Origin of the sequence: Alkalimonas sp., assembly GCF_020831925.1 — a bacterium.
Taxonomy (GTDB): domain Bacteria; phylum Pseudomonadota; class Gammaproteobacteria; order Enterobacterales; family Alteromonadaceae; genus Alkalimonas.
This window is the reverse complement of sequence record NZ_JAFIFQ010000051.1, coordinates 1-21088: the sequence shown is the minus strand read 5'-3', so window position 1 is coordinate 21088 and position 21088 is coordinate 1. Positions and strand designations below refer to the sequence as shown.

General features: G+C 50.7%; 21 protein-coding genes. 8 read left to right on the top strand and 13 right to left on the bottom strand.

Features of this window, described 5'->3' with window-relative positions:
• Positions 1-7: 7 nt before the first annotated feature.
• The 12 genes from JJU14_RS13620 to pseB all read right to left on the bottom strand — a co-directional run bounded on the left by JJU14_RS13620 (position 8) and on the right by pseB (position 10532).
• Positions 8-1303: a fatty acid--CoA ligase family protein gene (locus tag JJU14_RS13620; protein WP_228614235.1), complete on the bottom strand. Its 1296-nt coding sequence runs from the start codon at positions 1301-1303 to the stop codon at positions 8-10.
• Positions 1304-1308: 5 nt separating this feature from the next.
• Positions 1309-1557 carry a phosphopantetheine-binding protein gene (locus JJU14_RS13615; protein WP_228614234.1) on the bottom strand — a complete coding sequence of 83 codons (249 nt, stop codon included), beginning with the start codon at positions 1555-1557 and terminating at the stop codon, positions 1309-1311.
• An 11-nt stretch (positions 1558-1568) separates the two neighbouring features.
• The gene (gene pseH / locus JJU14_RS13610) at positions 1569-2156 is read right to left on the bottom strand and encodes a UDP-4-amino-4,6-dideoxy-N-acetyl-beta-L-altrosamine N-acetyltransferase (protein WP_228614233.1); all 588 of its coding nucleotides are present in this window, start codon (positions 2154-2156) and stop codon (positions 1569-1571) included.
• Positions 2153-2827 carry a PIG-L family deacetylase gene (locus JJU14_RS13605; protein WP_228614232.1) on the bottom strand — a complete coding sequence of 225 codons (675 nt, stop codon included), beginning with the start codon at positions 2825-2827 and terminating at the stop codon, positions 2153-2155. Before JJU14_RS13605 ends, pseH begins: the two co-directional genes overlap by 4 nt.
• Entirely contained in the window at positions 2824-3531 is a 708-nt protein-coding gene (locus JJU14_RS13600; protein ID WP_228614231.1) for a methionyl-tRNA formyltransferase, read from the bottom strand. Before JJU14_RS13600 ends, JJU14_RS13605 begins: the two co-directional genes overlap by 4 nt.
• 3 nt (positions 3532-3534) lie before the next feature.
• On the bottom strand, positions 3535-4614 hold the full coding sequence (gene pseI / locus JJU14_RS13595) for a pseudaminic acid synthase (protein WP_228614230.1): 1080 nt from the start codon (positions 4612-4614) through the stop codon (positions 3535-3537).
• A 126-nt stretch (positions 4615-4740) separates the two neighbouring features.
• The gene (locus tag JJU14_RS13590; RefSeq protein WP_228614229.1) at positions 4741-5241 is read right to left on the bottom strand and encodes an STAS domain-containing protein; all 501 of its coding nucleotides are present in this window, start codon (positions 5239-5241) and stop codon (positions 4741-4743) included.
• The gene (locus tag JJU14_RS13585) at positions 5231-6517 is read right to left on the bottom strand and encodes a SpoIIE family protein phosphatase (RefSeq protein WP_228614236.1); all 1287 of its coding nucleotides are present in this window, start codon (positions 6515-6517) and stop codon (positions 5231-5233) included. Before JJU14_RS13585 ends, JJU14_RS13590 begins: the two co-directional genes overlap by 11 nt.
• 119 nt (positions 6518-6636) lie before the next feature.
• On the bottom strand, positions 6637-7695 hold the full coding sequence (gene pseG, locus JJU14_RS13580) for a UDP-2,4-diacetamido-2,4,6-trideoxy-beta-L-altropyranose hydrolase (RefSeq protein WP_228614228.1): 1059 nt from the start codon (positions 7693-7695) through the stop codon (positions 6637-6639).
• On the bottom strand, positions 7670-8392 hold the full coding sequence (gene pseF / locus JJU14_RS13575; protein ID WP_228614227.1) for a pseudaminic acid cytidylyltransferase: 723 nt from the start codon (positions 8390-8392) through the stop codon (positions 7670-7672). The genes pseG and pseF overlap by 26 nt, the downstream gene beginning before the upstream one ends.
• Positions 8389-9534: a UDP-4-amino-4,6-dideoxy-N-acetyl-beta-L-altrosamine transaminase gene (pseC, locus tag JJU14_RS13570; RefSeq protein WP_228614226.1), complete on the bottom strand. Its 1146-nt coding sequence runs from the start codon at positions 9532-9534 to the stop codon at positions 8389-8391. The genes pseF and pseC overlap by 4 nt, the downstream gene beginning before the upstream one ends.
• A complete protein-coding gene (gene pseB / locus JJU14_RS13565) occupies positions 9531-10532 on the bottom strand; it encodes a UDP-N-acetylglucosamine 4,6-dehydratase (inverting) (protein WP_228614225.1) in 1002 nt (333 codons plus the stop codon). Before pseB ends, pseC begins: the two co-directional genes overlap by 4 nt.
• Positions 10533-10718: 186 nt before the next feature.
• Here pseB and JJU14_RS13560 point away from each other — a divergent pair, with 186 nt between their 5' ends.
• The 4 genes from JJU14_RS13560 to JJU14_RS13545 all read left to right on the top strand — a co-directional run bounded on the left by JJU14_RS13560 (position 10719) and on the right by JJU14_RS13545 (position 15655).
• A complete protein-coding gene (locus JJU14_RS13560; protein ID WP_228614224.1) occupies positions 10719-11510 on the top strand; it encodes a flagellin in 792 nt (263 codons plus the stop codon).
• A gap of 134 nt (positions 11511-11644) precedes the next feature.
• Complete coding sequence (locus JJU14_RS13555; protein ID WP_228614223.1) at positions 11645-13090, top strand: sigma-54 dependent transcriptional regulator; 1446 nt, start codon at positions 11645-11647, stop codon at positions 13088-13090.
• A gap of 140 nt (positions 13091-13230) precedes the next feature.
• Complete coding sequence (locus tag JJU14_RS13550) at positions 13231-14331, top strand: ATP-binding protein (RefSeq protein ID WP_228614222.1); 1101 nt, start codon at positions 13231-13233, stop codon at positions 14329-14331.
• Positions 14318-15655 (top strand): sigma-54 dependent transcriptional regulator, encoded by a 1338-nt coding sequence (locus JJU14_RS13545; protein WP_228614221.1) that lies wholly within the window; start codon positions 14318-14320, stop codon positions 15653-15655. The genes JJU14_RS13550 and JJU14_RS13545 overlap by 14 nt, the downstream gene beginning before the upstream one ends.
• An 11-nt stretch (positions 15656-15666) precedes the next feature.
• On the opposite strand, the gene JJU14_RS13540 is transcribed toward JJU14_RS13545, so the two are convergent.
• The gene (locus JJU14_RS13540) at positions 15667-16905 is read right to left on the bottom strand and encodes a dicarboxylate/amino acid:cation symporter (RefSeq protein ID WP_228614220.1); all 1239 of its coding nucleotides are present in this window, start codon (positions 16903-16905) and stop codon (positions 15667-15669) included.
• 386 nt (positions 16906-17291) lie between these two features.
• Here JJU14_RS13540 and JJU14_RS13535 point away from each other — a divergent pair, with 386 nt between their 5' ends.
• The 4 genes from JJU14_RS13535 to JJU14_RS13520 form a co-directional block, all read left to right on the top strand.
• The gene (locus JJU14_RS13535; protein ID WP_228614219.1) at positions 17292-18542 is read left to right on the top strand and encodes an HlyD family efflux transporter periplasmic adaptor subunit; all 1251 of its coding nucleotides are present in this window, start codon (positions 17292-17294) and stop codon (positions 18540-18542) included.
• Positions 18543-18589: 47 nt separating this feature from the next.
• A complete protein-coding gene (locus JJU14_RS13530; RefSeq protein ID WP_228614218.1) occupies positions 18590-18727 on the top strand; it encodes a class IIb bacteriocin, lactobin A/cerein 7B family in 138 nt (45 codons plus the stop codon).
• A gap of 66 nt (positions 18728-18793) precedes the next feature.
• Positions 18794-19321: a hypothetical protein gene (locus JJU14_RS13525; protein WP_228614217.1), complete on the top strand. Its 528-nt coding sequence runs from the start codon at positions 18794-18796 to the stop codon at positions 19319-19321.
• A 77-nt stretch (positions 19322-19398) separates the two neighbouring features.
• Positions 19399-21088 (top strand): peptidase domain-containing ABC transporter (locus JJU14_RS13520; RefSeq protein WP_228614216.1); only part of this gene is annotated, 1690 nt, incomplete at its 3' end.

Below are 21088 nucleotides of genomic sequence, written 5' to 3'. Positions count from 1 at the left end.
CACTAAGTCAGACATTCGATTCCTTACGGCTTAACTTGCCGCTGCTGTTGTTGGCAAGTTCCGCTACCCAGTGATACCGTGTTGGGATCTGATAGCGCTGCAACTGTGTTAAGCAGAGTTGCATCAGCTGGCTTTGCAGTTTTTTATGATCAGAGCCAGGTTTTGTCACGACATCGGCGACCACCAACTGACCAAGTACACTGCTGGCTTTACCATAGACTCTGGCTTGCAATACGGCCTCATGCTGCATTAACACCTGCTCAACCTGCTCTGGATGAACTTTATTGCCACCAACATTGATGGCACCGTTGGCACGACCAAGAAACTGGACACGTCCCGATTGCAACTGCACCACATCGCCGGTGTCGATGAAACCATCCGCATCTACAACGATATGTTGGCTTCTGACCGGGACTGTCGCAGGCTTGATGCAAAGATGCTGCTCTGCATTGATGCGCATTTGGATCCCAGAGCGCGTTTGCTGTAACCATGCCTCAGGGAAGCCTGCCTGACCGTCAGACACGGAAAAGCCAACACCGGCTTCAGTTGAGGCATAGATATGCAAAATACGGGCTGTCGGGAACAGTTGTCGCAGGATCGACAATAACGACTGGTCGGCAATTTCGCCTCCGAGCGTCAATTGCTGTAAGGGCAGTTCAGCCAGCTGATTGGTCATTAGCAATTGGCGCCAAAGTGATGGTGTGGCGGAAAGTGCATTGATCTGATAGCGTTTAAATATCTGCATTCGTTGATGCGCATCTCCGCTGCTGGCGTCGATCAAACAGGCACCGCTTAGCACACTTTGCAGCAGGACTTGCAGGCCAGCAAAGCGATAGGGCTGGTAGCATAGCCCCCAACGTAATGCTGAGGCAGAGTTGCTTTTAACGGCCCGACATAAACTGGCAAAGCGATGAGGGATCCATTTTGGCGTGCCTGTGGTTCCAGAGGTGGCTAAGTACCAGACGGTTTCAAGCGTTGGCTCGGTCGAGTGGCGGAGTTTGCTAAGCGGCGCTTTTGCTGCAGCATCGGCTGGCCAATGCATCAGATCTGCCGGCATAGCCAGCTCCTGCGGTGAGTCTGGTAGCAGATACAAAGCTGAGCACCAACCGTCAAAAGCGAGCAGGGCACAGAGGAACTCTGTTGTGCTGGTGTATTTTAGCGCCAAAGCCTTGCCATGCAGTTCTGGATGTGTACTGCGAAGCTGTGTTGCTGTATTGAGCAGTTGCTCAAAGCTTAATGGCAAAGCACCATCCACCGCCAGTCGATCAGAAGGAAGCTGTGGTAACTGTTGCCAGAAAGCCATCATGATTATCCAGCTGCCTGTTGGTAGATATGGATAAACTCACCCAAGGTTCTGGGGTAGACGGCAATCTGCATCTCGCTGAAGGGGTCCATGCCAAGTTCCTCTTCCAATTGGGCAACCAGCATGGCGAAGCCGAGTGAGTCGAGGCCACTCTCCAGCAACACTGTATCATCGGTCAGCGGTTCGCTGATTTGGCAGTTGGCCAGCTCGGCAACCTCACGTAGCGTTTTTTGGATATGAGTTTTTAAGTCCACACAAAATCCTATCAATTGATAAATTCTATAAAGGTAGCTGCGTTGGCAATTTGCTTTGGTAGTTTAGCCAGTATCGTGGCTCGGTTCGACTGCCAGTCAGCCGTTGCATAGCAAAAGTGATGCACCTGATAGTGGGCATCATTGCGTTTTGAAGCTGATGGGATGATGTCAATTTCCCGGTAACCAAACAACAGATGCAGTTTAAGCACGCTGTGGTTAAACGACAGGACTTCCGCATGCAGGGTTTTGCAATGACTTTGGGCTGTGGCGTAATCAAGTGCTGCAATCTCCAGCAGCAAACCACTGCCTGGCCAAACATCTGTTTCGCCAAGGTAACAGCCCCATTCCAGCCCTGTATCAGAGTGGGGCTGAAAATACAGAGCGCCAATGGGACGCTTGTTTTGCCACATCACAAAGAAAACCACACCGGTTGTGTTTAATTGTTTAAACCAGGCTTGATGTTGCTCCCAGCTGATGAGGGCATCATGATGCATATTTGCGCGAATGGACGCTTTATTACGCCACTGCCAGACAAGTTTCAGTTCGTCTTCGCTCAGCAAACGAAAGGTACTGCGCGGATAGTGTTTCACCGTACTCATGGTTTGGCCCTGAGTTCCCGCTCTATCATAAAGGCTTCAGCCAGTGGTAATCCAACACTGCTGCCTCGCAGCTGTTGGCGTGCCAGTATGGCTTGCATCGAGCGGGCATGAGGAAAGGGCCTTAGCTCTATCGCGTAGCAGTGCAAGGCAGCTTCAACTTTGTCTTGTACACTGTGCGTATCGATAAAGAGTGTTGGCCGGAACACAGGCCCGCTTTGAGCTGCCCATTCGGTACTACTAGGCACTTCAAAACAGTAGATGCGTCGTACGCTGTGACCGGGTTGTGGCCGGCAGGCGGTAAGAACAGCCTGATAGCTGATGCGGTGGTCGATATTCAAATCGCCACCAAAGTGGGTATAAATAGTATCCGGTGCCAGCTGAGCAATAACAGGCTCTATGGCCTGGACAATCTGCAATATGGGTACTGAGTCCATGGCATTGTCGGCAAAGCTTAAAAATTGCACCGAAGTGACGCCGAGAGCCTCGCCAGCTGCCCTGGCGGCTGCTTGCCGTGCTGATTGCTGTTGTTGGTGGGCTGGTCTGGATTGCTCACCATCGGCCAGAAACAGCACATGAACCTGATCACCCGACTGATTGTGCAATGCTATCGTGCCAGCACAGCCGAGTACTTCATCATCAGGGTGAGCGGCGACCACCAGGACAGTATTCATGCATTGGCTCCCACTTGCTCGTTGGTTTTTGAGGCAATAAAACGGACCTGAGCACTGAGCTCTCCTGCAGCATTCAAGCTGGCGTTCGACAACTCCATCGTCCAGTTGCCATGTCGGACAAAGGCTCTTGGGTAGGTATCGGCATCCAGCATACGAATAAAATCATACAACTGATTGGCATCGGTTGTTTGGGGGAGTTCGCTTTGCAAAGGACTTCGTCGCTCAAATACCACAACCTCGCCTTGTTGAGGTTTAGGCTGCAGCTGCTCTGTCACAATCTGCTCTATCAATTGATAAACTATAGGTGCAGCGCGCTGAAAAATTTGTTGTGCCGAGCCCTGCAGTGATAAATCGGTTTTGGCGTAGATTGGACCAGCATCCAGTTCGCTGGTCATTTGTAGAGCCGTTAACTTGGTATCGCGAAGACCGCGCAGGATCAGGTTTTGCAATGGACTACCACCGCGGCCAAAGGGCAAATCGGTCATATGAAAACAGACACAAGGCACGCATTGAAGCATGGAGTCTGGTACTTTCCAGCTCCAGTGCGGGAAAAAAATCATCGCTGGTTGCAGCTTTTCCAGCAGAGTTTCAGTTAGCTCATCCCGTGAGGATATCAGATGCCAGTTGCCAGGCAGCTGAGGGCTATATCGGTGGAAGGCTTCGATATTCCAGGGCTTGATGGTTGCAACCAAGTAGTTTGACACAGCTTACCCCTTGCTGCCAGCGTCGAAATTGCCGTTAAGGTGTTGCCAGCTCAGGGCTGTGCCCTTTTTCAAATCGCAGGCCGCTGTCTTACCAAGAAACTGCGGCAGGTACTTGGGAGCTAGCCCCAGGCCCGGTCGCACCGAGCGCAGATTCTGTGCCGTAAAGCGCTCCCCTGCGCGGATATCTTCGGCTATGTACAGAGAGCGGCGATAGCGGCGCGAGGCCAGCTCTTTTTCCGTGGCACCATAATAAACCTGGCCCAAGGCATCTTTGGCCCGGTGACATTCATCCACCAACTGGCGAAACTCCGCTGGCTCGAGTGAAAACTCAGCATCGACACCACCTTCACTGCGGTCCAGTACAAAATGTTTTTCAATCACACTGGCTCCAAGGGCAACACTGGCCACGGATACGCCGACACCAGTGGTGTGATCGGATAGCCCAACCTGACACTGAAATAGCTCTGCCAGGTGGGGGATGGTGTTCAGATTGGCATCCAGCGGGCGCGCTGGATAGTTGCTGGTGCATTTGAGCAAAATAAGGTCTTTACAACCATTGTTGCGCAGAACTTCGACCGATTCAGCCAGCTCGGAAAGGCTGGCCATACCCGTGGATACGATTACAGGCTTACCGGTACGGGCCACAGCAGCAAGCAGAGCATGGTCGGTGTTTTCAAAGGAAGCGACTTTGTAACAGGGGGCCTGCAGCTGCTCCAGAAAAACCAGGGCGCTTAGATCAAAAGGTGTACTAAAAGCGAGCATACCGTGCGACTGAGCTCGCTCGAAAATTGCAGCAGTCCACTCCCAAGGGGTCATGGCTTTCTGATACAGCTTATGCAGTGAATAACCATGCCAGAGATTGGCAGGATCATCGATGTAAAACTCTCCATCACTAACATCAAGCGTCATGGTATCTGCTGTGTAGGTTTGTAACTTGATAGCATCGGCACCGGCAGCAGCTGCGGCATCAACCATCGCCAGCGCTTTCTCCAGCGATTGATCGTGATTACCAGACAGTTCAGCGATGATAAAGGGAGGCTGTGTAGGGCCAATGGAACACTGGCCAATAATAATATCGGACATAAAAAACCTCACTGAGACTGCTGGCTGGCCGTTAAAGTCATTGTATCGGCTATCTTTTTGTTTGTCATGTCACTGCTGGTTAGACAATGGCTCACTGTTGTTTTATCGGCCAATTGACAACTGACTTTAATCATCCCGTAACTGCTTGCGTAGTAAATCCACCACGGGCTTAAATTCCTGCCGGTTCTTATCGCTCAAATCCAGCAATGCTTCGTGGGCCCGCAGAATCATCTCACCTTTGTCCTGATCACTGGCTTGCCCACTTTGCAGCGGGGTCATATCGATTGACTGATTGGTCGGGTGCTCAACAAAATCAAACACGGAATCAAGGCAGAGTCCTTGTAATAATTGGTTGATTTCAGTATTGGTAGAAAACAGCACCGGCCTGGGTAATTGATGTTGCTGGCAATGTCTTGCCAGACTGGCCAATAGCCCAATGTGGGTGCTGTCGATAAAGCTGGCCTCGTTTAAATCGACTACCACCTGAGCACAAGCTGGCTGCTCCTGCTCGAATAACTGCTCAATCAGATCGTCCATGCCGATGGCGTTAGTGTAACGAAGTTCACCGGTTAGCTTGAAATAACAGTGATCCTGCAAGCAGGCAAACAGAATCTGCTCATCGCTCATTGGCATCTCCTGGACAATGGACTCTAAGGACGGTTAAATCATCCGGCAAGGATTGGCTGACATCAATCTTAAAATCAGTAAAGAGTTGTGCTAGCTCGGTCACACCATGTTGTTGTAGCAGATCCAGCTTTTGTTCGGTGGTCTCGCCTGGCAGTAAATCCAGCAAGCCATCGGAGCATAGCTGCATGGCCGTGCCCGGTGTAAAATCAATCTGGCTGTCCTGGTATTTGACGGCGTCAAACATACCGGCCGGAGTGCTTTTTAGCTCCAGCCAGTGTGCTGCCTGATCTTGAGGCTGCAGCAAAGGCCAGGGGAAGGCTCCGGCATTGGCAAAAGTAAGCTGCTGATTGGCGCGGTCCAGGACGCCATAGAACAGAGCAATGTACTTGCCTATGCCTTCTTTGAGCAGCTCTTTGTTTAATGCGTTTAGCAAGGCCGCAGGCTCTAAAATCAACCTGGATTGCTGTTGCCTAAATCGTGCGAGTTGCGAGCTGATAAAGCGTTTTAAGTACACAGTGACAAAGGCAGAAGCCACACCATGGCCGGACACATCGGCAATATAGAAACCGCAGTGCTTATCATCGATGGCAAAATAATCGACAAAATCACCACTCATGTAGTCGGATGGATGCAGTTGATGCTCAAACCGGAAGGCGTGCCAGTCCCAGTGCGCAGGTGGTAATAGTTTAAACTGAACCTGTTTGCCTGCCTTTTCACCGGCCTCAAGCTCAGCCAGAGACTGTTTCAGTTTGGCATTGGCCGCTTCCAGTTGCCGGGTGCGGGCGGCAACTTTGGCTTCGAGCGTTTGGTTCAGTTGTTCCAGTTGACTGATTGCAAGGTAAGCTCGCAGTGCAGAGGTGATGGTGGTGGTAAGCCGCTGCACGGTAAGTTCGGTTTTGGAGCGGTAATCATTGATGTCATATTCCTGCACCACTTTTTGCTCCGGTGCCTGCCCGGGCTGGCCTGTCCGGAGGATGATGCGTACCAGATGGTTATTTAATTCATCACGGATGTAACGAACCAACTTCAGGCCTGCGTCGTCGGTTTCCATCACCACATCGAGCAGGATCAGTGCAATGTCATTTTGCTGCTGCAAGATGGATTTGGCTTCAGCTGCGCTGTGCGCACTGATAAAAGATAGCTTTCGTTGCTGGAAACTGTAATCGCGCAGTGCCATGGTGGTGACATGATGCATTTCAGGTTCATCATCCACAATTAAAATGGACCAAATGCCCTGATGCGCCGTTTCAATTTCATCATCGGCAAGAAAATCCATCGGTGCATCGTCGGATTCAGATGCGATCATTGCCTGAGGAGGTTGCTCCACCATCAAATCTCCTTCCGTTTAGCCTTCGCAGGCGCTCTGTCATTAACTATAGTGTTGTTTGACGACAGTTACGATAACAGATGCTTTAGTACAGCGCGAGGACCTCCCGAAAGTGGCACCAGACTGGCAGCCCGGCGTCCCATCAGCTCGAGCTGCTCCGATTGTTGTAGCCAGTCATGCAGTGCGCTTTTAAAGCCGGCTATAGTCTGCTGTTCAGCAGCCCCCAGCCAGTGGCAGGCGCCTGAGGTGTGCAGATACTCTGTGGTTGCAATCTGGTTATCAGCCACGGTCACTATCAGGCCGGGCAGGGCAGTGATGCAGCGCTCCCAGTGGGTTGATCCACCAGCGCCCAGCATCAGCTGGGCCTGACGCATTAATGTGGCCATGGTGCTGCATTGCACATGCAGTTGCAGCCTGGACGAACTGTCACACAACTGCTGCAGCTGATCGTGCTCAGGATGCGACTGACCTATCACAATATCAGCATGCAGCGGAGTCAGTTCAAGTTGACGAATAGCCTCGATCGCTTTTCGGGTCAGGCCGAAGGGGTCGCTACCGCCAAAGAACACCAACAAGCGTCCGGGTTCCCGTTTTACGGTTTCGTTCTGGTAAAACTCGTCTCTGAGTAGGGCATATGCAGGCCCCAGCAATCGAGGGGTCTTAGGAGCAAGCAAACTGTCATAGCGCTGCAGGTAATCTGGGACCAGGTTTTGATCCAGCAGCAAATCGCAGTCATGATGTCGATTGGCTAAGTCATCAATCACCAAAATACGCTGGCAGCTGGTTCGCATAGCATGGCAAAAATTAGCCGCCAGGCCATAGTGATCGACAATGAGCCAGTCAACCGGAGCATGCAGTTGCCTTAAACAGTCGATGGCATCCTCTGCTTCGGTGCAGCCGAGCCACTCTTGGTAGCCGCTTAGCTGGTTGGATGCGGAGTGCAGTGGCAGGACTGTGACCTGAAAACCTGCGTGCTCGACGAGTAGGATGCTATGCCCTGGGTGAGGGCGACAGAAAAAATGTACGTCAGCCCCTTGTTGTCTGAGTGCCTTGGCCAGTGTTAGGCAACGCATCATATGGCCGGAGCCAATCCGGTTGGAGCTATCGGTGCGGATGCAAATCTTCATGGTCGGAGTCGTTATGAAGCAATTGATACAACAGCTCAGCCCTGCGCCAGTCTGCTGGTGTATCGATGTCTTGTACCCGGTGATCCGGTAGCAGATACATGCTGGCACTCTCGCTAAACATCCGGTGCTCGCCACTTAACCAGCTGTTTGATCGGCCCCAGTAAAACTGGCCAGCGTCATGAAAGGTTTCCGGCAGATCTTGCGAGCGTTTACCAATACTAGCCGGATCATAAGGGGCAACACTGCCATCCTCGGTTTGCAGTAAGGCTCTTTGAATTGGAAACGAATAGCGGGCTGCACTAAATACAAAATGGCGAGTTGATTTTTTAAGTAATAATAACGCTTGGCACAAGTCCTGCGGCTGCAGCAGCGGTGTGGTCGCGTAAAGGCAACAGGCATATTCCGGCAGCTCACCGTGCGATTTTAGCCACTTTAAGGCATGACGAATAACAGCTGTGGTGCCGGTGTAATCGTCGGACAGATCTTTCGGCCGCATAAAGGGCACTTCAGCGCCAAAATGCCTGGCAACTTCGGCAATGGCATCATCATCAGTCGAAACAATGACCCGGTCAATACAGCCGCTGGCAAGCGCCGCCTTGATGGGGTAACTCAGCATGGGAGCACCGCAAAAATCACGACGGTTTTTGCCTGGAATGCGTTTGCTGCCGCCACGGGCCGGGATTATAGCCACTGTCATAACAATGCCTTCAGCTGTTCGCAGATAAAGTCCTGCTGCTGCTCTGTCAGTTCTGGGTAAAGCGGCAGGCTGATAATGCGCTCGTAAAAATCTTCGGCCACCGGAAAATCCCCCCAATCAAACCCTAGTTGCTGATAATACGGCTGGGTATGAATAGGAATATAATGCACATTGACGCCAATACCAGCCTGACGCAAGCCTGCAAACACGGTTTTGCGTTTGGTTTTATCGTGCAGACGGATAATAAACAAATGATAGCTACACAAGGTACTCTCCGGCTCGGTTGGGCAGTCCAGTGGTAAGCCGGCTAATGTCTGCTGATAGCGCCTGGCCAGTAATTGACGACGGCTGATGATCTCCTGTAGCCGGGTACTTTGACTTAGCCCCAGAGCCGCTTGCAGATCGGTCATGCGGTAGTTGTAGCCCAGTTGCAATTGCTGGTAATACCAAGGACCATGTAACGGCTCTGTCATCTGGCTTTCTTCGCGCGTGATACCATGGCTGCGTAGCAGTTGCATCTGCTGGGCAAGCTCTGGTTGATTGGTCAGCGCCATACCCCCTTCGGCGGTGGTAATGATTTTTACCGGATGAAAGCTAAATACCGTAATATCACTGTACTGACAAGAGCCTACCGCCCGGCCCAGATACTGGCCTCCAACCGCATGAGAGGCATCTTCAATAATGCGAAAATCAAATTCGGCGCCAAGATGACGCAGTTGCTGCATATCGCAGCTCAAGCCAGCCAAATGCACAGCAATCACTACATTTGGCAAGGTATCTTTGGCTCTGGCTTGTTCCAACTTAGTGCGCAGGGCCTGAATACACAAATTACCGGTTTCTGCGTCAACATCAACAAAATCAACCTGAGCACCGCAATAGCGGGCAGCATTGGCGGAGGCTACAAAGCTGATAGGCGAAGTCCAGACTCTGCTGGCGGCGTTAACACCTAAGGCAAGGCAAGCCAGATGAAGCGCCGAAGTGGCGCTGTTCATGGCAATGGCATAATTTGCCCCAGTAAGAATACACAACTGCTGTTCAAAAGCCGGCACGGCCGGCCCCTGCGTTAAAAAATCGCTTTGCAGTACCTGCAGTACAGCATCAATATCGGCTTGACTTATGTGCTGACGGCCATAAGGGATCATTGCATGGCTTCCAGATTAAACTGCAGGATCTCCTCAGCACTAAGAAAATGCGGGTTGGTATTGGACGCATATTCAAAACCAGGTTGTACCAGATTACCTTTCTCATTCAGTGCATTGATATCAAAACTATTTTTACGGTTGAAGAACTTGATGGATGGAGCAATCACGAAGTGATCAGCAAACTCATAAGTGTGATACGAGTTTTCACCCGGGCACATCACTTCATGCAGTTTCTCGCCTGGGCGAATTCCCACTTCTTTAATTGGGATCGTTGGTGCCATCGCCTTAGCTAAGTCCATAATGCGAATGGACGGGATTTTAGGGACGAAAATCTCCCCACCCAACATACGCTCAAAGTTCTTTAGAACAAAGTCGACCCCTTGTTGCAGGGTGATCCAGAAGCGGGTCATCTCAGCATGAGTCACAGGAAGGTGATCATGACCCTTTTCAATCAGGTTTTGAAAAAACGGCACCACTGAGCCACGCGAGCCCACCACATTGCCATAACGCACCACGGAGAATCGAGGCCGGCTTCCGCCAGCGATGTTGTTACCCGCGACAAACAGCTTATCCGATGCCAGTTTGGTAGCACCATATAAATTGACCGGGTTAGCTGCTTTATCGGTGGACAGCGCAATGACTTTTTCTACATTGGCATCAATGGCAGCATTGATCACATTCTCCGCACCATTGATGTTGGTTTTAATGCATTCCATCGGATTGTATTCGGCGGCGGGCACTTGCTTCAAGGCTGCGGCATGAATCACAAAATCGACACCTCGCATGGCTCGGAGCAGCCGATCGGCATCGCGAACATCACCAATAAAGTAACGCATGCAGTCCTGATGAAAGACTTGCTGCATCTCATACTGCTTTAGTTCATCACGGGAATAGATGATGATTTTTTTTGGTTTGTATCTTGCCAGTAAGGTCTGGGTGTATTTGTGGCCGAATGAGCCGGTACCACCGGTAATAAGTATCGTTTTGCCATCAAACATGGTCTACACCTCTGTCATGCCGCTCTGTAACTGCTTGAACATAGCATAAATTGTGCCGACATCGAATGGTATTTGTATTTTCAGCTCTACTTGGGCTGCAAAATCAAAGCTTGGGCGCTAAGAAACTCGCTTCTAACGCGGTTTTTGGCTATAATTTAAACATATCATTTTGGTGAGGTGGTCCGGATGAAAGTCAGCAATAATAATTCTATTTTGAATCAAACCATTGCACAGCAAGATAACTTGTTCAAAAAATTGGCGACTGCACGGCGTATCAACAGTGCTGCAGATGATGCTGCGGGCCTGCAAATCGCCAATCAATTGACATCTAATATTAATACTCGTGAACAGGCCACGCGCAATGTTTACGATGGCGTGTCTTTGGCCCGGGTCTACGATCAGGGCTTACAGGCCATCGAAGAGAATTTGCAGGATTTAAATACCCTGGCTATTCAGGCCGGCAATGGTATTTATGGCGCCAGTGAGCGACAAGCGCTGCAACAACAAGCAGACCAGTTACTGGGAAATATCCGTCAGGTTATTGACAACACTGAGTTTGCAGGTAAAGGCCTGTTTAACCAAAGCGGTGATGTTACTTTTGGTACAGGTGATAGCAGCTTGAGTCTGGCGACCGATGATGTCAACGCTTTGCTGGCAAACAGCGACTTGTTTGATTTTGATCTGACCAACCCGGATCAACTGGGTACAGCACTGGGCAATGTTCAGCAATCATTGCAGCAGGTCGGTGGCTTGCGCGCCGATACCGGCGCTACCATCAATGCTTTTGAGGCGGCAGCTAGTGTGATTGATCGCCAACGCATCGGCGAGTCAGAAGCGCGCAGCCGGATTGAAGACCTGGATTACGCCAAAGCCGTTAGTGATCAGGTCGCCGGCAATATTTTACTGCAGTCCAGTATTAGTGTGGCTGCTCAGGGCCGGGTTCAGCAGGAACAGGCGTTGCGTATTCTGGGCGGCTAATTAAAAGCCCGTCTCTATTCGGTAAAGCGCTGGAAATTTGACGTCACGTCAATTTTCCAGCGCTTTTTGTTTGGCAAGCCGGTCATGCTTCGCTACAATGAGGGCATAATCAGAATAATCGATCCTCGGTGACTATGCGCTCAACCCCCAAGTTGTATCTTGTTGATAGCAATATTCCGCGCCAGCAGCGCCTTAGTACCATTCTCGATTTTGTGCAGGAACCTCATCAACTGACATCCACCGCAGACTTGCGGCGAAATCTGCAGCAATCTGAGCCTGCCGTTGTGTTGCTGGGTGAACTTGCTGGCGAGGCTCAATCCTTCATCGAACAGTTTCCTGCTACAGCGTTTTTAGTCTTGGATAGCAGCCAGGATGCCTTGTTGCAGTTTGGCAATGTGGTGGCACTTCTCACCGAACCTTTTAATTACGATAGCCTGATGCAATCTTTACGTGATTGTCAGGAGTATCACCGCTTACTGCCTGGGCAACAGCGAAAAGATCAGACTGCTCGCCTCGTGGATATGGTGGGCTCTGCCGAGCCAATGCAGCAGGTTCGCTTTTTGATTCAACAAGTCGCACCGACTGAAGCGAATGTCATGATCCTTGGTGATTCCGGCACGGGTAAAGAAGTGGTGGCACGTAATATTCACTTATTATCCCGTCGGGCGGATGGCCCCTTTGTGCCGATTAATTGTGGTGCAATTCCAGGCGAGCTCTTAGAAAGTGAGCTGTTTGGTCATGAAAAAGGTGCCTTCACCGGTGCATTTTCTACCCGCAAAGGCCGTTTTGAACTGGCACAGGGTGGCACCTTGTTTCTGGATGAAATTGGCGACATGCCGCTGCCAATGCAGGTCAAGTTACTGCGGGTGCTGCAGGAACGCATCTATGAACGGGTAGGGGGCAATCAGCCAATCAAAGCCGATGTGCGTATTATTGCGGCTACCCACCGCAATCTGGAGCAAATGATTGCCGACGGCCGTTTTCGTGAAGATTTGTTTTATCGGCTGAATGTGTTTCCGATTGAAACCCCTGCTTTGGCGGAGCGCACTGAAGATTTACCACAGCTGTGCCAGGAACTGATCCAGCGCCAGCAAATGGCGGGGCATGCTCGGGTAAAATTTACTGAGCGGGCTATGGAAAGCTTGAAACTTCACGCCTGGCCGGGCAATGTCCGTGAACTGGCGAACCTGGTAGAACGCATGGCCATCATGTACCCCAATCAAGTGGTTGATGTGGCAGAATTGCCGCAGCGTTACCAACATCTGGAAGTAGACAGCTATGTGCCGGATTACCCCGAGTCACTGCAGGAACGTGATCTGCTCAATGAACTGTTTCAAAGCGATGATGATGAAGTCACCTTAAGTGATTTGACGGATAGCGATGCTTTCCAAATCGATCCACAACTGCCGCACACAGGTATCGATTTGAAAGAGCATCTGGCAGAGCTTGAAATTCAGTTTATTACCCAGGCACTGGAACGACATGACTTTGTGGTGGCGCGTGCTGCCGATATGCTGGGCCTGCGCCGCACCACTCTGGTGGAGAAAATGCGCAAGTACAATCTGGCGAAAGACGACTAAAACCAACCGCTGCGTCAGAATCCTGACGCAGCAACTTCCTGACTTTAATTTATATCTGGTTGTTTCATAAAAGATTATTTATGGCACGCTCTCTGCATGGTTCACCTTAGAGAACCTGATATGCTTCGTAGAGGTGTGACATGCATACCGCCAGATCTTTGTTTGAGTTGGAATCGACCCCTGATGTGGTGACCGATTTTAGCCGCTACCTAAAACCAGCTTCAGCCGCCAGTGAACGCATGCAGCATTTGGTCACCATGCTTCCTGTTGGGGTGGTGGTTTTGGATGAACGTGGCTATGTAGCGGATGCCAATCCAATGGCGCTGGATATGCTGGGTGAGCCCTTACAAGGTCAGCGCTGGCTGGATGTCATTACCCGCTCGTTCCGCCCTCGCAGTGACGATGGCATGGAGGTCTCCCTCTACAATGGTCGCCGGGTAAAACTGGCTATCAGTGCGCTTAGCCCTGAGCCAGGGCAGTTGATTGTGCTGACTGACTTAACCGAAACCCGTCAGCTGCAAAGCCGATTGGCGCATATGCAGCGGTTGTCTACCCTTGGCAAAATGATGGCCACGCTGGCGCACCAAATTCGTACGCCGCTGTCGTCGGCCATGCTTTATGCAGAAAACCTGACCAATCAACGGCTGAACGATGATGCCAAGTCGGTGTTTCAACAAAAGCTGGTGGCCCGCTTGCAGGATTTGGAGCTGCAGGTCAATGATATGCTGCTGTTTGCCCGCTCCGGCAATGAAGCCAGTGTCAGCTGCATATCGGTTGAGGCCTTATTGCAGGAAGTGCAGGCGGGTATTGAAGTGCAGTTGGCAGCCCATAACGCTACATTGAACATTGATCTCAGCCAGCCACAACTTCAGCTGTGGGCTAATCAGAGCAGCCTGGCAGGTGCTATTCAGAATCTGTTGCACAACAGCCTGGAAATTATCGGCCAAGAGGCAGAGCTTAGCATCCGTTGCCAGCAGCAGGGTGACTGGCTGCTGTTGGATGTGTGCGATAATGGCCCTGGTGTGCCAGACCATTTACAGCAGCAAATTTTTGAGCCTTTCTTTACTACCCGCAGCCAAGGTACCGGTCTTGGCCTCGCGGTGGTGCAGGCGGTGGCGAATGCCCACAAGGGCCAGGTGAGTTATCAACCACAAAGTAGTGGCGGGGCCTGTTTCCGTTTGCAACTTCCATTGCACAATACCAAATTCAACACGCAGGAGAATGCCCATGACGCCCACTAAAATTATGGTGGTAGAAGATGATGCTGGCTTGCGTGAGGCGCTGGTCGATACCCTCACTTTAGCCAGTTATCAGGTGGTTGCTGCCGATAGCGCCGAGCAGGCTTTGCTTCAACTGAAACAACAAAGCATTAAGCTGATCATCAGTGATGTGCAGATGGCTGGTATCACCGGGCTTGAGCTGCTGGCGACAGTTCGTCAGCAGTACCCGCATATACCCATGTTGATTATGACCGCCTATGCCAATGTCAACGATGCGGTGCAGGCGATGCGCCATGGTGCTGTAGATTACTTATCCAAGCCCTTCTCACCGGAAGTGCTGGTCAATATGGTGGGCCGTTATGTGCCGGCTGAGCAGTTAGCCGGTATTGAGCCTATCGTTGCAGCCGAGCAAAGCAAGCAGTTGGTACGCCTGGCGGCCAAAGTGGCCAAATCCGATGCCAGCGTGATGGTAACGGGCCCTAGTGGCTCTGGTAAAGAGGTGTTGGCGCAATACATTCACCAGCAATCGCACCGTGCCGATGGCCCTTTTATTGCGATTAACTGCGCGGCCATTCCGGAAAATATGCTGGAATCCACCTTGTTTGGCTACGAGAAAGGCGCCTTTACCGGGGCGGTGCAGGCCTGCCCGGGTAAGTTCGAGCAAGCCCAGCAGGGTACCATTTTGCTGGATGAAATCACCGAAATGGATTTAAATCTGCAAGCCAAGTTACTTCGTGTTTTGCAAGAGCGGGAAGTAGAGCGTTTAGGCAGCCGCAAAACCATCAAGCTGGATGTACGGGTGCTGGCCACCAGCAATCGTGATTTAAAAGAAGCGGTGCAGCAAGGCCGTTTTCGTGAGGACCTGTACTACCGACTGAATGTGTTTCCACTGAACTGGCCAGCGCTTAGTGAGCGGCCGGAAGATATTCTGCCACTGGCCGAACATTTGATGGAGCGTCATTGTCAGCGCGATGGCATTGCTATCCCACAATTGGAAGGCAGCGCCATTCAAAAACTGCTGCAGCACAGCTGGCCTGGCAATGTGCGCGAGCTGGATAATGTGATGCAACGGGCCTTGATTATTCACAGCGATAGCGTGATCACGGCCGAGGATATTTACATTGAAGAGTTAGCAACACCTGCTATCGGGGTTGCTGAAGCGGATGCCGATGTTAGTCAGTTTAAGCAGGAAATTCACGAGCAGGAGCATCGCCTGATCCTGGCGACGATGCGGGCTTGTGATAACAAGCGCAAAGATGTGGCAGAGCGCCTGGGGATCAGTGACCGCACCTTGCGCTACAAGCTGGCGCGGATGCGCGAAGCCGGTATTCAGCTACCGGCTTAAGCGCTGAAAAACTAGCTGGCTGTAACTGCAGCCGGCGCTTCATCTTCTTGCTCAATCAAACCTTCAGAGTAAGCTACAACCCGGGCCACCATGGTATCGCCGGTCACGTTAGTGGCCGTGCGCATCATATCAATAATGCGATCCACCGCCGCAATAAAGGCGATGCCTTCCAGTGGCAAACCCACCACACTTAAGGTCACCGTCAGCATCACCATGGCACTGCCGGGCACGCCAGCGGTGCCAAGGGACGCTAGGGTGGCCGTAATAGCAATTAGCAGATAACTGGTCGCATCCAATGGAATGCCATACAGATGAGCAATAAAAATCGCCGCAATGGCCGGATAGATACCGCCACAACCATCCATATTGATGGTGGCGCCAAGCGGTAGCACAAAGCTGGCGTAATTTTTGGAGACTTTAAGATCCTCGGTCACCACTTTATGGGTTACCGGCAGGGTTCCAAAGCTGCTGGCGCTGCTAAAAGCCACCAGTTGGGCGGGCAAGATGGCTTTAAAAAACGCCAGCGGCGACATACCGCCAAACAAACGCACCATACCACCGTAGGTAAAGAGGATATGGATAAAGCAGGCAAGGTAAATTGCCAGAATAAACTTGCCAAGTGGCAGCAAGGTTTCCAGACCAAAGCTGCCGACCACCCAGGCCATTAAACCCAGCACGCCAATTGGGGTTAGTTGCAGCACCATGCGGGTGATCTGGTACATGATCTCGGCACCGGCCTGCATCACTTTACGCATCGGTTCGGCTTTTTCACCCACCACATTGATGGCAATACCCACCAGCACAGCAAACACAATAATCTGCAGCACATTACCTTGGGCCAGAGCGGCAACCGGGTTGGTTGGAATTAAGTTCGTCAGCACGGTGGCTACCGGCGGAATATCACGCTCACGCACTTCGGTGGTGGTTAGCTCGCTAATGGTACTAAAGTCCATCAAGCTGCCAACCGTTAAGCCAATCAGGCTGGCAATCATGGCGGTAAGCAAAAACAAACCAACGGTTTTTACCGCCAGTCGCTTCATTTTTAAGGTATCGCCTAAGGAAGTAATGCTGGTGATCAGCGCAAAAAACACCAAGGGCACCACCAGCATGCGGATGGCATTGATAAAAAGGGTACCAAGCGGTTGCAGCACCGTGGCTTTTTCACCAAAGACCACACCCAGGCCAATGCCCAGCAACATAGCGCCCAGCACACGCTGCCAGAACGGAATACGAAACCAAAAAGCAAGCATTTGAGAGTTGCTCCAAAATACGAAAACGAGTAGCTCGCCAGTCTACTGGCAGGGCAGGAGCCTGTCCAGAATCCTTGGTTATATGCCAGAACATAGATCACAGAACCGGGTTGACATTGACGTGCTCTGTTTTTCAGCTGCGAAGCTACAGCTTGCCCAAACATGGCTAAAAAAATTTAAATCATTCACAGCTGGAGTGATTGTTTTTTCGAGGCAGTAAGCCACTGTTTCTTTGCTAAAAAAATAGATGTTGTAAATTTAGTGATTTATTAATTCCAAAAAGTTATATAACAAAGTCTTGACTGTTACCCCCCCCATCCGTAAATTGCGCCTCGTTTACAGATGTTTGCAGTTGTTAACAGGCCAATAGAAGTACAGAGGTTATTGTGTCAGAACAAGGATTGTTTCGCGCCAATGCGGTTAAGCAGCAGGCCGCCAAGCTGGATGGTGATGTGATGATTGCCCAGCCACTAAGCAGCAGTGTGCTCACCATCACCTTGTTGCTGCTGGTATCTATCCTGATTGCTTTTTTGGCGTTCTCCTCTTTTCACCGCAAAGAAACAGTGACCGGTTATTTAAAGCCGGACTTGGGCCTTGCCAAAGTCAGTAGTCCGCGCCCTGGTATTGTCAGCCAACTCTTTGTCGAAGATGGTCAGCAGGTTGAAGCCGGTGCGCCGCTGGCACTTATTCATATCCCCGAGCATCTGGCCGATGGCCTGTCGCTCAGTCAAAGTCTTTTTCAGGGCCTGGTGCAACAAACCGAGTTATTAAGCCTGCGCCAGCAACAACTGAGCCAGCAATTTTCCCAGCAGGAAACCGAGCTTAACAGTCGCTTGCTACTGAGCCAGAGCATGCTGCAGGAGCTTCAGGGCCAGCAGCAACTGCAACAAGAGCGCTTGGCACTGCAGCAAAACCGCTACCAGAATTACCAGCAATTGCAGCAGCAGGGTGCTATCTCTGAGCTGGAGCTGCAACAACAAGCAGAACTTATTTTAGGCATTCGCCAGCAACTGGCCGAACTCAGCGCGGCCAGTCAGCAGCAGCAAGCCACCATTGAACAATTACGGGGGCAACTCGATCGCCTGCCTGTCGAGCAAGCGCAGCAACTGGCGTTACTGGATACCGACCGCTCACGCTTAACGCAGCAAAAAGTAGAGCTGGATGCTCGTGATCAGTTACTCATCACCGCGCCAATAGCGGGCCGGATCACCAATCTGGTGGCCGATATTGGCACCAGCCTGAATAGCCAGCTGCCATTTCTGACCATTTTACCGGAAAACGCCAAGCTTACTGCGGTGCTGTTGGTACCCACCCGAGCCTATGGCTTTGTGCAGCCAGGCCAGCACACCCGCATTCGGTTCGATGCCTTTCCGTACCAGCGTTTTGGGTTGTACGAAGGGGAAGTGATTCGCACAGCGCAGGCTATCGTGCTTCCGGGGGAAGTCGATATGCCTGTCGCCGTGCAGGAGCCAGTCTACCGGGTAGAGGTAGCGCTGGCAGCGCAAGAGATCCGCGCTTACGGCAACAGCGTCCCGCTGCAATCGGGCATGCTGCTAAGCGCAGATATCGTGCTGGAACAACGCAGCCTAATCAGCTGGTTGTTTGAGCCGATTTTAAGCCTGAAAGGGCAATTGTAGTCCTTCAGGTACCTACGTAACTTAAAATCATCTCAAGGAGAGATAGTATGCAAGAATTAACATTTGATCAAGTTGATGAAGTTAGTGGTGGTATGGCTCCCCTGGCTTTCGCTCTGGGTATCGTAGCAATAGACTTGGCTATTCAAGGTGTTCATTTAGCCTATATAGCAATTATTTCTGATTAATTGACACAACGCAACCATACAGCCTCGCAACAGGCTGTATGGTTCTATAATTATGGAGAATACTAAGTGAGTCGGTTTATAATATGTATTTATTTTTCTTTTTTTTACATAGCGTTATCATTAATTGATTCGTATACAACCTCTTTTGCTCTAAGTCGTTCGGGAGATTTGTTTTATGAATTGAATCCAAAGATTATTGACACTAGTTTTATTTCAATTTTTTTCAATCAAGTGAAAATCCTACCCTTGCTTTTGTTGTTTTTGTCTATTTCATTTGGATATGATTTATTGCCGAAGCGTTGGTTGATTATCTTAGGGATGGGGGATATGGGGCGCTTTGACCGGTTTTTTATGAAAATTCCTGCTGCTGCATCAATCACTGTGCTTTTTCTAATGGTTATTGGATGCTTAAATAATGTTCTTGCTATTCTTCAGTTGGGATCTATCGCAGATTTTATTCTTTCATTATTTTTTAGTGAAAAAGAAATGAAGATGGCTTTTTTCCCAATATTTACCATGCTTCTTTTTATCACAATAATCCCAATATCAATTGTGATCGTCTCAAAAATTAGATGTCAGTGGGCGGAAAGTTGAGTTTACGTAAACGTAATAAACAGTAATAATCCGAATGGTTATCAACGGAACTGACTAGTATTTAATGGTACTTTTTAATGATCCATCAATCCGAAGCCGCTGAATGCGGGCTAGCCTGCATGGCGATGATTGCCAATCACCATGGCCATCAGCTGGACTTAACCACACTGCGTAATCGCTACAGTGTGTCCTTTAAAGGTGCCACTATGCAGCAGTTGATGCTGCTGGCCAATCAGCTGGACTTAACCGGCCGGGCGCTGAAGCTGGATCTGGACGATTTAAAGAATCTGAAAACCCCCTGCATTTTGCACTGGGAAATGAACCACTTTGTGGTGCTGAAAAAAGTGCACCGCAATGGCATTACCATTTTAGACCCTGCGATGGGCGAGCGCCGTTTATCCATGCGCGATGTGGATAAGTCTTTTACCGGCGTCGCGTTAGAGCTGACCCCCAGCAACGAATTTAAAAAAATCGACGAACGCGTTAAGCTCGGCCTGACAGCTTTTTGGAGCAAAGTCGAAGGCTTATTGCCTTCCTTAATGAAGCTCTTTGTGCTGTCCCTGCTGCTGCAACTATTTTTACTGGCCACGCCTTACTACACCCAGTTGGTGGTGGATGAGGTGCTGATTAGCCACGATAAACCCTTGTTGGTGGTGTTGGCGCTTGGTTTTGGCTTGCTGGTGTTGTTTCAGGTGGTTACCCAAACGCTGCGCGGCTGGGTGGTGCTGCATTTAGGCTCGGTGATGAGCGTACAAATGGCCACCAATTTGATGCGCCACCTATTGCACTTGCCACTGAGTTATTTCGATAAACGCCATATGGGTGATGTGGTCTCACGTTTTGGCTCGCTCAATTCGGTGCGTGAACTGCTGACCAACAGCCTGGTGGAGGGGGTGATTGATGGCTTAATGGCCACCGCTGTACTGGTGATGATGTTTCTATACAGCCCCAAACTTGCGCTGGTGGTGCTGATTGCTGTGCTGCTGTATGCTGCTATTCGCTTTATTTTGTACCGCCCGCTGCATCAACTGACTGAAACCAGCATCATGGCCAGCGCCAAAGAGCAAAGCAACTTTATGGAAACGGTGCGGGGCATGCAAAGCATTAAGTTGTTTGGCCAGCAAGCTCAGCGGCTGAACCTGTGGCAGAACCGCTATGCCGATGCCATCAATCAAAACTACCGTTTGGGCAAATGGCAGATTTCCTACCAAACCATTAATCAGTTGCTGTTTGGCCTCGAGAACATTTTGGTGGTCTATCTGGCTGCGCTTACTGTGATTAGCGGTGATATCACTGTGGGGATGCTATTTGCCTTTTTGGCTTACAAAACCCAATTCACCAACCGCATGGCGGCTTTAATCGACAAGCTGATCGAAATTAAAATGACTCGGTTGCATCTAGACCGCCTGGCCGATATCGCGCTAACCGATAAAGAGGACGAAGGGTTGAACCAACCCAGCCGTGATATCAGCGGCCAGCTTCGCTTAACCAATATTCGTTTTCGCTACGCCGGTAACGAGCCGCTGCTGTTTAACGATCTGTGCATCGATATCCCAGCGGGGGCCAATATCGCCATTATCGGCCCCTCCGGCACCGGCAAAACCACGCTGATGAAGCTGATGCTTGGTTTACTGCCTGCTGAAAGCGGCAAGGTGGAAGTGGATGGCATCGAGATTAAACAACTAGGCCTGCGTAATTACCGCAGCCAAATTGCCGCGGTGATGCAGGACGACCAGCTGATGTCGGGCACCTTGGCTGAAAACATTA

Bases quoted from the DNA above. Each gene is read 5' to 3' on its own strand.
- JJU14_RS13585 (WP_228614236.1), bottom strand. From the start codon at position 6,517: ATGGATTTTCTTGCCGATGATGAAATTGAAACGGCGCATCAGGGCATT.
- JJU14_RS13560 (WP_228614224.1), top strand. From the start codon at position 10,719: ATGAAAGTCAGCAATAATAATTCTATTTTGAATCAAACCATTGCACAG.
- JJU14_RS13555 (WP_228614223.1), top strand. From the start codon at position 11,645: ATGCGCTCAACCCCCAAGTTGTATCTTGTTGATAGCAATATTCCGCGC.
- pseI (WP_228614230.1), bottom strand. From the start codon at position 4,614: ATGTCCGATATTATTATTGGCCAGTGTTCCATTGGCCCTACACAGCCT.
- JJU14_RS13540 (WP_228614220.1), bottom strand. From the start codon at position 16,905: ATGCTTGCTTTTTGGTTTCGTATTCCGTTCTGGCAGCGTGTGCTGGGC.
- JJU14_RS13530 (WP_228614218.1), top strand. From the start codon at position 18,590: ATGCAAGAATTAACATTTGATCAAGTTGATGAAGTTAGTGGTGGTATG.
- pseC (WP_228614226.1), bottom strand. From the start codon at position 9,534: ATGATCCCTTATGGCCGTCAGCACATAAGTCAAGCCGATATTGATGCT.
- pseB (WP_228614225.1), bottom strand. From the start codon at position 10,532: ATGTTTGATGGCAAAACGATACTTATTACCGGTGGTACCGGCTCATTC.
- JJU14_RS13550 (WP_228614222.1), top strand. From the start codon at position 13,231: ATGCATACCGCCAGATCTTTGTTTGAGTTGGAATCGACCCCTGATGTG.
- JJU14_RS13545 (WP_228614221.1), top strand. From the start codon at position 14,318: ATGACGCCCACTAAAATTATGGTGGTAGAAGATGATGCTGGCTTGCGT.
- pseF (WP_228614227.1), bottom strand. From the start codon at position 8,392: ATGACAGTGGCTATAATCCCGGCCCGTGGCGGCAGCAAACGCATTCCA.
- JJU14_RS13590 (WP_228614229.1), bottom strand. From the start codon at position 5,241: ATGAGCGATGAGCAGATTCTGTTTGCCTGCTTGCAGGATCACTGTTAT.
- pseG (WP_228614228.1), bottom strand. From the start codon at position 7,695: ATGAAGATTTGCATCCGCACCGATAGCTCCAACCGGATTGGCTCCGGC.
- JJU14_RS13620 (WP_228614235.1), bottom strand. From the start codon at position 1,303: ATGGCTTTCTGGCAACAGTTACCACAGCTTCCTTCTGATCGACTGGCG.
- pseH (WP_228614233.1), bottom strand. From the start codon at position 2,156: ATGAGTACGGTGAAACACTATCCGCGCAGTACCTTTCGTTTGCTGAGC.
- JJU14_RS13605 (WP_228614232.1), bottom strand. From the start codon at position 2,827: ATGAATACTGTCCTGGTGGTCGCCGCTCACCCTGATGATGAAGTACTC.